Annotated in this window: 15 protein-coding genes and 3 tRNA genes; 4 read left to right on the forward strand and 14 right to left on the reverse strand. The window is 23.9% G+C overall.

What is annotated here, in order from left to right; all coding sequences use genetic code 4:
• Positions 1-27 precede the first annotated feature (27 nt).
• The 4 genes from VBM87_RS02465 to rpsF are packed head-to-tail and all read right to left on the reverse strand — an operon-like array spanning position 28 to position 1,702.
• Complete coding sequence (locus VBM87_RS02465; protein ID WP_323177233.1) at positions 28-486, reverse strand: L-threonylcarbamoyladenylate synthase; 459 nt, start codon at positions 484-486, stop codon at positions 28-30.
• Between the two features lie 37 nt (positions 487-523).
• Entirely contained in the window at positions 524-811 is a 288-nt protein-coding gene (rpsR, locus tag VBM87_RS02470; RefSeq protein ID WP_416349189.1) for a 30S ribosomal protein S18, read from the reverse strand.
• Positions 807-1,331: a single-stranded DNA-binding protein gene (locus VBM87_RS02475; protein WP_323177235.1), complete on the reverse strand. Its 525-nt coding sequence runs from the start codon at positions 1,329-1,331 to the stop codon at positions 807-809. Before VBM87_RS02475 ends, rpsR begins: the two co-directional genes overlap by 5 nt.
• Positions 1,332-1,348: 17 nt before the next feature.
• Positions 1,349-1,702 (reverse strand): 30S ribosomal protein S6, encoded by a 354-nt coding sequence (rpsF, locus tag VBM87_RS02480; RefSeq protein ID WP_323177236.1) that lies wholly within the window; start codon positions 1,700-1,702, stop codon positions 1,349-1,351.
• A gap of 188 nt (positions 1,703-1,890) precedes the next feature.
• Here rpsF and topA point away from each other — a divergent pair, with 188 nt between their 5' ends.
• A complete protein-coding gene (gene topA, locus VBM87_RS02485; protein WP_323177237.1) occupies positions 1,891-3,870 on the forward strand; it encodes a type I DNA topoisomerase in 1,980 nt (659 codons plus the stop codon).
• 27 nt (positions 3,871-3,897) lie between these two features.
• Here the strand turns inward: topA and VBM87_RS02490 are convergent.
• From VBM87_RS02490 to tapR, 3 genes are all read right to left on the reverse strand, one after another.
• Positions 3,898-3,971: transfer RNA gene (locus tag VBM87_RS02490), tRNA-Thr, on the reverse strand.
• A 14-nt stretch (positions 3,972-3,985) separates the two neighbouring features.
• A complete protein-coding gene (gene tyrS, locus VBM87_RS02495) occupies positions 3,986-5,227 on the reverse strand; it encodes a tyrosine--tRNA ligase (RefSeq protein ID WP_323177238.1) in 1,242 nt (413 codons plus the stop codon).
• 7 nt (positions 5,228-5,234) lie between these two features.
• Complete coding sequence (gene tapR / locus VBM87_RS02500) at positions 5,235-5,861, reverse strand: TyrS-associated PheT N-terminal domain-related protein TapR (RefSeq protein WP_323177239.1); 627 nt, start codon at positions 5,859-5,861, stop codon at positions 5,235-5,237.
• Positions 5,862-5,895: 34 nt separating this feature from the next.
• Between tapR and VBM87_RS02505 the strand changes: the two genes are divergently transcribed.
• The gene (locus VBM87_RS02505; RefSeq protein WP_323177240.1) at positions 5,896-6,789 is read left to right on the forward strand and encodes a DegV family protein; all 894 of its coding nucleotides are present in this window, start codon (positions 5,896-5,898) and stop codon (positions 6,787-6,789) included.
• A 45-nt stretch (positions 6,790-6,834) separates the two neighbouring features.
• Positions 6,835-6,910, forward strand: a tRNA-Lys gene (locus VBM87_RS02510).
• A gap of 62 nt (positions 6,911-6,972) precedes the next feature.
• On the opposite strand, the gene VBM87_RS02515 is transcribed toward VBM87_RS02510, so the two are convergent.
• The 4 genes from VBM87_RS02515 to prfA form a co-directional block, all read right to left on the reverse strand.
• Positions 6,973-7,047, reverse strand: a tRNA-Trp gene (locus tag VBM87_RS02515).
• Positions 7,048-7,074: 27 nt separating this feature from the next.
• A complete protein-coding gene (locus tag VBM87_RS02520) occupies positions 7,075-7,311 on the reverse strand; it encodes a phosphopantetheine-binding protein (protein WP_323177241.1) in 237 nt (78 codons plus the stop codon).
• A gap of 3 nt (positions 7,312-7,314) precedes the next feature.
• Positions 7,315-8,034, reverse strand: coding sequence for a peptide chain release factor N(5)-glutamine methyltransferase (locus VBM87_RS02525; RefSeq protein ID WP_323177242.1), 720 nt, complete (start codon positions 8,032-8,034; stop codon positions 7,315-7,317).
• Complete coding sequence (prfA, locus tag VBM87_RS02530) at positions 8,034-9,101, reverse strand: peptide chain release factor 1 (RefSeq protein ID WP_416349190.1); 1,068 nt, start codon at positions 9,099-9,101, stop codon at positions 8,034-8,036. The genes VBM87_RS02525 and prfA overlap by 1 nt, the downstream gene beginning before the upstream one ends.
• An 85-nt stretch (positions 9,102-9,186) precedes the next feature.
• Between prfA and VBM87_RS02535 the strand changes: the two genes are divergently transcribed.
• Positions 9,187-9,993 (forward strand): hypothetical protein, encoded by an 807-nt coding sequence (locus VBM87_RS02535; RefSeq protein WP_323177244.1) that lies wholly within the window; start codon positions 9,187-9,189, stop codon positions 9,991-9,993.
• A gap of 32 nt (positions 9,994-10,025) precedes the next feature.
• Here VBM87_RS02535 and rplA read toward each other — a convergent pair whose 3' ends face one another.
• From rplA to VBM87_RS02550, 3 genes are all read right to left on the reverse strand, one after another.
• Entirely contained in the window at positions 10,026-10,721 is a 696-nt protein-coding gene (gene rplA, locus VBM87_RS02540) for a 50S ribosomal protein L1 (RefSeq protein ID WP_323177245.1), read from the reverse strand.
• The gene (rplK, locus tag VBM87_RS02545) at positions 10,721-11,164 is read right to left on the reverse strand and encodes a 50S ribosomal protein L11 (RefSeq protein ID WP_323177246.1); all 444 of its coding nucleotides are present in this window, start codon (positions 11,162-11,164) and stop codon (positions 10,721-10,723) included. The genes rplA and rplK overlap by 1 nt, the downstream gene beginning before the upstream one ends.
• Positions 11,165-11,311: 147 nt before the next feature.
• On the reverse strand, positions 11,312-11,839 hold the full coding sequence (locus VBM87_RS02550; protein WP_323177247.1) for a thermonuclease family protein: 528 nt from the start codon (positions 11,837-11,839) through the stop codon (positions 11,312-11,314).
• Positions 11,840-11,999: the final 160 nt, after the last annotated feature.

Here is an 11,999-nt window from a genome sequence, read left to right on the forward strand (position 1 = left end):
AAAAAACAAATGAATTAGATTAAAAAATTATCTAATTCATTTGTTTTCGTCTAAACTATAAATTTTACTTGCTTGATTTGAAGATTTACCATGAAAGTGGTAAATTTTTTTTATTAATGGAAAAATTTCATTTGCATTATTTAAATCAATAGGGGCCTTTCCTGAAATATTTGCACTAGTTAAATACATAGGACCATTTTTGATTAAAAAATTACATAATTCTTTATTTTTAGGCATTCTAAAACCTTGATTATTTACAACTATTGAATATGGTCCAGGTCAATATTTGTTTGCTCATTGTGTTGCTTCATTATTTCATTGTTGAAATTTTTGTGCTTGTTCTATTGAGCCTACTATAATCATAATCTTTTTATTTTTATTTCTTTTTTTTAAAAAATAAAGAGTTTCTAAAGTTGTTTGATTAACTGGACCACCAATTCCACATACAGTATCAGTATTACATATAAAAATTTCGTCAAAATTCATATTTTAATTATATAAAAAATGCATTTGCATGCATTTTTTAATTTTGATTTGATTTAATAATACGAACACGATCTTTAGCAAAAGGCATTAAAGCCATAAAACGAGCTCTTTTAATAGCAGTTGCAATTTTTCTTTGATCTTTTGAACAAGCACCAGTCATACTTTTAGCCTTTATTTGGCCAGTACCATTGACAAATTTTGAAAGAAATTCAACGTTTTTGTAATCTACGTAATTAATTTTTAATTCACACATTTCACATTTACGACGTTTAGTAAAAACATTTTTTTTGTTATTTTTTTTCATATTAAATTCCTTTATTTTAATCTAAGTCATCTAATGAATCTAAACCAAAAATTGTTTCTGCATTGGAGTTGTCTATTTCATTTTCGTTAGGTAAATTAAAACCAATAGTTGGTTTGTTATATTCAAAATGTTCAGTGTTATTAATTGATTTATTAACTGAATCATTTATATCATTATTAGTAGTGTAATTACTATATTGTTTATTTCTTCTATATTCTCTTTGTGCTCTTGTTTCTAATTGATTTATTGATTCTGCTACTATAACAAAATCATTAACAATATCACCATTTTTATTCTTATATTGAGATGTTTGAATATTACCTTCAACAGAAACTAAATCGCCTTTTTCACAATTACGATGAATAAAATCAGCAGTTTGTCTTCATAATATTACTGGAATAAAATCAACAGTTTCATTAACGTTTTGTGTAGTTCTTCTATTAATTGCAATAGTACATCTTAAATAAGATATACCAGATGCAGTTTGTGAGTAAAACATGTTACTGAAACGACCTATTAAAACAACTTTATTTAAATTCATAATTATCCTAAATTAAATTATTTAACATCCTTTTTTTCAAAATGTTTTTTTACAGTATTTGGTTTTTTAAAGGTTTTCTTAGCTTTTCCAAAACCTTTTTCTGTATCTAAATTAATTACTAAATGTCTTAAAATTTCTTTTCTTATATTACTACGACGTATAAATTCAGCTATTAAGTTTGATTGAGCTTCTATTAAAAATACTAAGTATTGTGCTTTTGTTGAGCCGTTAATTTCATATGCTAAATCAGTGTTTTCTAATTTTTCTGCTTTTTTAACGTTTGTTTTTCCAAAAACTTCATTAACTAAATTAAAACCAATGTTAGCATCAGCTTTTGAATCAACAATCATCATTATTTCGTATTTTGACATCGATCTCCTTCTGGACTTTTGGGCTAAATAGCCAAGGAGTAATCTATAATTACTCTTTAATATTATAGTTTAAATTAATATTAATAAAAATTAATATTAGAGAATATTTTTAATAGGAAAATTATAAAAAAACTTAAAAATAAGAATAAAAAATTTATTTTTTTTGTTTTTTGTGTTATTGTTTTTATATGTTTAAACTAGTAATTGTTGAGTCTCCTAACAAGGTGGCAACTATTAAAAAATATTTAGGTTCAGATTATGAAGTTATGCCTTCAGTAGGTCATATAATGAAATTAAGTACTACTGGATTGATGAAATTAGGTATTGATTTAGATAAATGAGAACCTAAATATGTTTTGGATAAAAGCAAAAATGATATAGTAAATAAATTAAAAAAAGCTGCTAAAGAAGCTCAATGAATTTATATTGCTACTGACCCTGATAGAGAAGGTGAATCCATTGGGGATCATTTAGTAAAAGCTTTAAAAGTTGAAAATAAATATAATCGTATTAAATATAATGAAATAACTAAAGTAGCTATTTTAAATGCTTTAGAAAATCCCAAAAAAATTGATGATGCTTTAGTGGATGCTCAAAAAGCACGTAGAATGTTAGATAGAATAATAGGTTTTAGACTTTCTGCTTTAATGAATACTAAATTGTCTAATTCTCCAACTTTTCCAAGCGCTGGAAGAGTTCAATCAATTGCTTTAAAATTAATAATTGATAGAGAAAACGAAATTGAAAAATTTATTCCTCTTTTTTATTCAAAATTGTCAGCAAGAATTAAACATGAAAATAATTTTGTTGATGCATTTTTATATATAGAACAACATAAGACTGGACAAAAAAGTTGAATATTTGAAGATGAATTAGATTTTGTTAAAAAAGAATTAGCAAAAGAGCCTCAAAATTTGCTTTTGGTTAAAGATGTTAAAGAATTAGTTAGAAAAAATATAGCTGTCACACCTTTTAAACAATCTGTTTTATATAAAAAATCACCATATAGTTCTATAGCAACACAAGCAATTATGCAACGTTTATACGAAGGATATGGGGATGGCGGATTAATAACTTATCCAAGAACGGATAGTACTAGATTAAGTGAAACATTCGTAAGCGAAGCAAAAAAATACATAATTAAAATTTATGGTAATGACTATGTAGCTGACGAAATTAAGGGTTTTTCAGGAGAACAAGATGCACACGAAGCCATCAGACCTACTAATATAGAATTAAAACCTCAAGAAGCATTAAATAAATATAGTCTAACAAAAGAAGAATTCAATATATATAAATTGATATACGATAATACATTAAAAGCTTTAATTAAACCACCAGTATTTAAAATAATTAATTTTACTTTTATCAAAAATGAATTAACTTTTAAACTAAGTACAAGTGAAATAATTTTCAAAGGATACTATATTATTAATGATAATAATGATAATAATATTGAAGAAGATGAAAATATTTTAACTATTAAATTAGATTATAAAATAGGAGATAAAGTATTTGTCAGTGATTTTATCTTTAGTGAACATCAAACATTACCTCCTTCAAGATATAGTGAGGGTTCATTGATAGAAGCTTTAGATAATATAAAAGTTGGCCGTCCTTCAACTTTTGCTTCAACTGTTAAAATAGTTTTAGAAAGACAATATGCTCAAAATGTAAAAGGCGTGTTATTACCAACAGAATTTGGCAAAGTTGTTTTAAGTAAATTGCTTGATGGTTTTCCAAATATTATTAATGAAAGTTATACAGCACAAGTTGAAGAGCAATTAGATTTAATAGCAAATAATAATTTATCCGTTCCATTATTAATGAATGATTTTTGAAATAGATTTAATTCAACTTATGATATGGCTAAGGAAAAATTAGAAAAAACAGCAATAACATCATTAATTCTTGAAGAAAAATGTCCTGTAGATAATGGGGATTTAATTGAAAAAAATAGTAAATTTGGCAAATTTATTGGTTGCAGCAATTTTCCAAAATGTAATTATTCCCAACCTATAATTGATAAAGAAAAATGCCCTAATGATCAAGGTGCACTAATTTTGAAAAAAAGCAAGTTTGGTTATTTTTTTGCTTGTCAAAATTATCCTCAATGTAACTATATTAAAAATAATAATAAAAAATATGTTAAAAAAAGTAAATCTTAAAATAGATTTACTTTTTTAATTTTGATATGGTGCCAAATACGAGAATCGAACTCGTGATTGCTGATTACGAGTCAGCTGTTTTACCACTAAACTAAATTGGCATATAAATATCATATTAGATATTTATTTTTTCTAATAAAATAATTTGTTTTTTACCTTTTTTAATAAAAGAATAGTTACTTTCATAATACATAGGATTAAAAATAGTATCTAAAGTTAAATAATCATTATCAATTTTTAAAGCACCAGTATTAATAAATTCTCTTGCTTCTCTTTTAGATTGTAAAACTTTATTTTCAATTAAACAATCGATAATATTTGTTTTTAATTTTATTTTAAGACAAGGTAAATATTTTTTTAATCTTTCAATTTCCAAATTATTCAGTTTTAAAAGATCGAAATTTTTGTCAAATAAAACCTTTGAAATTTTTGTAGTTATTTGAGCTTCTTTCTTACCAAAAATATCTTTAACTACTTCATATGCTAAAGTTTTTTGAGCATATCTTTTTTTGAGATTATCATTATGTAAACTAGCAATATTATTAATTTTTTCTAAGGACAAAAATGTTAATCATTTAAGAAATTTAATTGCCGATAAATCACTTTGATTAATTAAATATTGATACATATCATAAGGAGAAGATAAATTTTTATCAAGTCAAAGAGATCCGCCACCGGTTGATTTACCTATTTTATTGCCATTTTCATCTGTTAATAAGTCTAAAGTAATACCAACTGCTTTATGATCATCTCCCTCAATTTTATTAATCATATCTAATCCTGTAACAATGTTACCTCATTGATCACTTCCGCCTAATTGAACTTTTACATTATTATTTTGATAAAGTTTTAAAAAATCATATCCTTGTAATAGTTGATAAGTGAATTCTGTAAAAGATAAACCTTTTTCTATTCTTTTTATAACAGATTCTTTATTTAACATATAAGAAACATTTGTTAATTTACCAACATTTCTTAAAAAATCTATTACATTCATTTTTTTATAAAAATTCAAATTATCTTTAACCATTAATTTTTGTTTTTTTAGTTGATGAATAATATTTTTTTTATTTTTGATTATAGTTTCATTATCTAATAAATTTCTTTCGCTATTTCTAAAAGAAGGATCACCAATCATTCCAGTAGCACCACCCACAAGTGCATAAACAGTATATCCATATTGTTGAAATCTTTTCAAAGTAGCAATTAAAATATAATTACCTAAATGCAAACTTATAGCGCTAGGATCAAAACCACCATAAATTGCAGTTTCTGCAGGATTTAATTTTAAAAATTTTTCTTTGTTGCTAATTTGTTTCAAAATACCACGTAATTCTAAATCTTCAATTATATTCATTTTTTCCTTAAATTTCTTGTAAATCATTTAATAATTTTTTTATATTATTTCCCCAATATTTATTTACTATTTTTTCATCATTTAATATTTTAGTTAATTTATCATTTTCTATTGATAAATTTAAACTTTTGCTAGATAAAATCATTCCTTGACTAATATTATCTAAAACCTTACTTTCTTTAATTTCTTCTGCGTTAAAAGTAATAAAACCTTCTAGAGCAAATAAAAAATACATATTTTCAAGTGAATAAGTTGTATTAGTAATAATTTGCTTTTCAAAATTTTTAAAATCTACTTTTAAAATAGCTAATTTATCACTTTTAGGATGTTTATTTCTTTGCACAATTTTACCCAATGCATATGTTTCTTTAGTATGGAAAATGAGATTTGGTTGATATTTTAAAATTTTTTGAATAATATCATTTATTTGATCTTCTTGTAAAATACTGTAATTTTTTTTGTTAGTAATTAAATTATTAGTAAATAAATTTATTAATTTTACATTCATCTTTTCATCAACTAATAAATTTAAATGTAATTCTTCAATATTTATTATTTTTTTGCCTTGAATTGCGCTATTGACAAAAATGATTGATGTGTTTAAAAATTTATCATTAACTTTAAAAAATATCATAATAATAATTATAATCTTTAAGTATAATAAACATATGAAATATGCAATAATTGTTGATTCTTCTTGCGGATTGACTAAGGAAGAAGCAAATAAAAAAGGATGATTTTATCTACCATTACATATTATTATTGATGGTAAAGAATATAAAGATGGAATTGAAATTAATAGCAGTAATTTATTTCAATTTTATAAAGATAATAATGATGCTAAAACATCGGCAATTAATATAGGAGAAGCTCAAGAACTATTTGAACAATTAAGTAAAGAATATGATCAAATAATTGTTTATCCTATTTCACAACATCTTTCAGGAACATATCAAATGTTAAATTTATTAAGCCAAGATTTTCCTAAAGTAAGAATTGTTAAATCAAAACAAATTGTACAATTAATTATTTTAGATTTACTTTGATTAGAAACACAATTATCTAATGATTCAAGTAAATTGGAAGAATATCTTGATTTTATTGAAAATAAAGGTTTTAGAAATTCAATAACATTAATACCTAAATATAATAAATACTTAGTAAAAGGTGGAAGATTACATCCTTCTGCTGCTTTAGTTGCAAAAATGCTTAATATAGTTCCTTTAATTACTTTTAGTGATGGCAAATTATTAAAAGAAGGAGTTGGGAGAGTTTTTAAAAAAACTGTATTAAAAAATATTGCTTCTAAATCTAATTTTAAGTTAGAAAATCAAAATAACGAACTTTGCTATATATATTTACATTCAAATGCTAAAATAGAAGAACAAAATGAAATTGTCAATGAATTTAGTAAAATTTATAATATCAAACCCTTAGTTCATAAAATAGCTCCAGTTGTTTCCATTCATACAGGTCCTGAAGCTTATGTAGGAATAGTATTAGAAATAAACAAAGAATTAAAAGAAAAATTAATGAAATTTTTAAATCATATTAATTTATAGTTTAATCAAAAGTTTAATTTAAGGTATAATAATTTTTGTAGTAATGCATTCTTAGCTCAGCCGGCAGAGCAAGGGACTCTTAATCCCTGGGTCGTGGGTTCGATCCCCACAGAATGTACCAAATATTATTTAATGCCAATATAAAAAAGTTCTTTAAAATAAGAACTTTTTTAATAAAAAAAATGGCAGGAGTGACAGGATTCGAACCCATAACACACGGGGTTGAAGCCCGTTGTTCTACCGTTGAACTACACTCCTACAATAATTTAATTTTAACATATAAATTTATTTATTGTTTTGATTATTAAAAGTTTTTTCTGCTAAATTTATAACATCTTTAACGCTCTTTAAATTATTTAATTCTTCATCAGAAAAAATAATATTATATTTATTTTCAGCTTCATAAATTAGTTCTGCTAAGTCTAATGAATCGATTTTTAATTCTGCTAGTAACATATTTTCATTAACGTTTTTTTTACTTAATTGTTCTAATTTACTTAGTATCATTTTTTTTATTTCCATAATTTAATTCCTTTGTAAAATTATAAAACGCTCTTTATTATTAATATCATTAAGAATTTCTATATTAGCAATTCGATTTCATTTTTCTAAATGTTTAGGATTTATTTCCATTACTAAAATACCATTAGGTTTTAAATATTTTCTATATTGTTCTAAAATTATACGATAAATTTGTCAACCTTTTTCTTTGCCAAATAAAGCTATATGTGGTTCAAAATTTTTAACATTTGCACTTACATCTAAATCATTTTTATCTAAATATGGCGGATTAGCAACAATAAGATCATATTGTTTTTTGATTTTTTGGAATAAATTACTATGTTTTATACTTAATTTATTTTTTGAAAAAAAATTGTTTTTTCTGTTTAATTTACTTATTTTTAAAGCTGAATAACTAATATCACTTAATGTAAGCGAAGCTAGAGGTCAAATTTTTTTTAAATGTAATCCAATAAATCCGCTTCCGCAACATAAATCTAAAATATTAGCATTAGAATAATTAAAATTATATCTATTTTTAAGTATATGTACTAATTCATCTGTTTCATATCGAGGGATTAATACGTTATTGTTTATTTGAATTCTTAAATTATTAAAATCAATAAAACCCATTATTTGCTGAATAGGAACATTATGTTTTAAAAGTTTTTTCTCTTTTGTTGTTAAGTAAAGAGGTGAATTATATTTTCTTTTTTCTAATAAGAGCTGCTTTTCTCGATTCATTAAAATATTCCTGCTTCTTTAATTTTTTGATTTTGTTCTTCAGTTAATAAAGCATCAATAATTGGTTGAAGTTTACCTTCTATAACTTGTTTTAAAGAAGTAGAAAAAGAAATTCTATGATCAGTTACTCTATCTTGAGGATAGTTGTAAGTTCTTATTTTTTCACTCCTATCACCTTGCCCTGCTAATTTTCTATATCCTGCTTCTTCTGCTTGTTTTTTTGCCATTTCTAAATCATAAAGTTTTGATTTAAGAACTAATAGTGCAGTTTCTCTATTAGCAATTTGACTTCTTTCGTCTTGTGATGATACTACTATTCCAGTTGGAATATGTGTAATTCTAACGGCAGAATCAGTTGTATTAACTGATTGCCCCCCGGCACCACTTGATCTATATGTGTCAATTTTAATTTCATTACTCTTTATTTCAATATCCACTGTATCATCTATTTCGGGTATGACTGTTACAGTAGCTGTAGAAGTGTGTATTCTACCTGAACTTTCAGTTGTTGGAATTCTTTGTACTCTATGAACACCACTTTCAAATTTTAATTTTGAATAAGCATTTTCGCCTCTAACAGAAAAAATTATTTGAGAAAATCCTCCAGCAGATGCAGAACTAGAAGAAAGTAATTTAATTTTAAAATCTAATTCATCTGCAAATTTGGTATACATTCTAAAAAGATCGCCAGCAAAAATATTAGCTTCATCTCCTCCGGCAGCACCTCTTATTTCTATAATTACGTTTTTATCATCATTTTCATCTTTAGGTAATATTAAAATTTTTAATTCTTCTTCAAGAAGATTTAATTTTGAATTATTTTCTTCTAATACAAATTTAGCTAATTGTATTTCTTCATCGTTTTTAGAATTTAATAATATTTTAGCTTCTTCAATTTCACTTAAAGCAATTTCATACTCATTAAATTTTTTTGCTATAGCGCTAATTTTATTTAGTTCTTTAGTTATTTTTGTATATTCTTTAATATTATTTATTATTTCATCTTGAGATAATTTATCATTAAGTTGATTGTAAGTATTTTTTATATCGGTTAATGATTTATACATCGCTTTTTCCATAATTTTTATTATAATAAAAATATTATTATTTATCTACTTTAAAGTGAAATAATTAATTAATAATAGGAGATTTATGTTTTTACATTTAACAAATAATCAAATATTAAAATCTACTGAAAATATGACTAACAATGTAATGGAAAATAATAAATTTGAAATAAGTGTTTATTTAATTATTCCTCTTGTAATTTTGGCTTTATTATATTCAATATATTCTTATCATATAAAAGTCTATATGAATAGTTTAAATCGTTTTGATAAGGTAACTTATGGAGCCTTAAAAAAAGTTAAAATTCAAAATAAAATTATTTTAGCTATTTTTATTTTTTTAAATTTAATTGTTGAATTAACATTTTTAAGTTTATTTTTTACAGGACATAAAGAATTTAATTTACTAATTTTAATCTCTGTTTCTATTTTAACAATTATGTTTATAACATTTTGTATTTATAAATATTTTAAGAATTTAAATTTAATAGCTGAAATTAAAGTGGATAATAAATTAAATTTTGCGAAATTTAATGAATATTCAATTCTTAATGTTAAACCAGAACATATTTTTATTAATAGAAATAGATTTATAAATCCAAAAGCTTCTAGCGAAGAAACATTTAATGATTTTTTTGAATCAAAATTTAAAAGAATCAAAATTAAGAAAATAAATGATTATAGATTTTATATTTGTAAAAAAATTGCAAATAATTCATATCAATGAGCAAATTTTTTAACAAATCAAAAACTTTCTGTTAAAGAAGATGAAAACAATTTATTTATTGTTTTATCTTGTTCGTTTAAAATGTTAATTGAATATAAATTATTTAGTAATTACGATGAAGCAAAAAATTATTTTGAAACTAATTGAATTAAAATGGTAAATTAAAAAAGCACAATTAGTGCTTTTTTAATTTCAAATTATTTGTCTAATTTAATTTTTACTGAAGGAGCCATAGTTGCAGAAATAACAATATTTTGTATATATGTTCCTTTAACAGCAGAAGGTTTTAATTTTTTAATTAAAGAAATTACTGTATTAGCATTTTCTACTAATTTATCAGTATCCATGCTTAATTTACCAATCATTGTATGTACAATTCCTGCTTTATCTGTTCTATAATTTGCTTTACCTTTTTTAAGTTCTTCTACAGCTTTTTCTGGTGTAGGTGTAACAGTACCTGTTTTTGGATTTGGCATAAGACCTTTTGGTCCTAATTTTTTACCATATTTACCCAAAAGAGGCATCATTGCAGGATCAGCAACCATAACATCAAAATCAAAATTGTCTTCTTTAATTTTGCCTTCTAATTCTAATCCATCAACTACTTGATCTGCGCCAGCGGTTTTAGCTAATTTTTGTTTTTCTGGGTTATTAGTTACAACTAGAACTCTTACAGATTTACCAGTTCCATTTGGTAATAAAACTGATCCTCTTAATTGTTGTTCAGCTTTACGAACATCTAAATTTAATTTAAATACTAATTCAACTGAGCCATCAAATTTAGTGTATGAAGTTCTTTTAATTAATTCAATAGCTTCATTTAAATCATAAGCAACGCTTCTATCGAACGCTTCTCTAGCAGCTCTTATTTTTTTTCCACCTTTAAAAGCCATTATTTAATTTTCCCTTCATTTCAGCCTTCGATAACAACACCCATTTGTTTTGCAGTTCCGGCAATTGTTCTCATAGCTGCTTCTATATTATCAGTATTTAAATCAGGTAATTTATATTCTGCAATTTCTCTTAATTGTTCAACAGTAATTGTAGCTACTTTGTTAGTCTTTGATTTTGAACTACCGCTTTCAATTTTTGCAGCTTGTTTAATTTTAAAACTTGCAGGAGCGGTAAATAATCTAAATTCAAATGATTTATCTTTATAAACAGTAATTTCTACAGGAACTGGTTCATTTCCTCTTTCTCTTGTTGTGTCATTAAATGCTCTTGTAAAATCTGGCATATTAATACCAACACCAGCTAATGATGGTCCTGGTTTAGCTTGGCCAGCTAAAAATTGCAATTTACGAACACGAACAATATCAGCTTTTGATTTTGCCATAAATTTATCCTTTCGATATTGTGGTTTCTAGCGATACTTAATTCTCTCCCACTAGTAGAGGCAATAAACAAATTTAATCTATAAATTGCCTTTTAATTATAATAAAAATTATTTATTTAATAAATAAATAAATCAGTAATTTTAATCTTAATAATTTTCAAAAATACCAATTTGTTTTCTTTTACTTTTTTCTTCAATGTCTTGTAAATTATCAAGATATTTTTTTATTTTCACATCTGCAATATAAAAAGGACTTTTATGATTATAAATATCTATATATTTAATTTTCGCTAAACCATTTTTAATTAATTCACTAGCTAAATCTTCATTATTAGAATTAGTAATAATACAGACTTTTCTTTCATAAATATCATCTCTTAAATATAATATTTTAATTGGTTGCATTTTTAAGAACTTAGAAGTAAAGTTTTTAGCTTGTTTTGCATATTTTCAATCTTTTCTATTTGTTGAATTAATTTCTAAAGTATCAATAGCAAAAACTCTTATTGTTTCAATTTGATTATTAATAATTATTTTAAATGTATCACCGTCATAATTATCAATAATTTTAGTAGTATAAATTTGATCAAAAGGTTTATTTAAAAAAGATTGATTAACACAGGAAAAAATTAAAAAAATCAAACTTAATTGAATTATTGCAATTATTTTTTTCATCAAATTTTATTTGTGTTTTTATTCAATATAATTTAAAAAAGAAAAAAGATAAACAAAACTATTTATTTTAAAAAGGTTAATAAAAAAGACATATCAATGTCGCTTGATTGCAATGTGCAGTGCAACAACAAAAGAGCAAAGAAATAGTAAAAAGCCGGAA

It is taken from the genome of Mycoplasma sp. 744 (assembly GCF_034863305.1).
Lineage (GTDB): Bacteria > Bacillota_I > Bacilli_A > Mycoplasmatales > Metamycoplasmataceae > Mycoplasmopsis.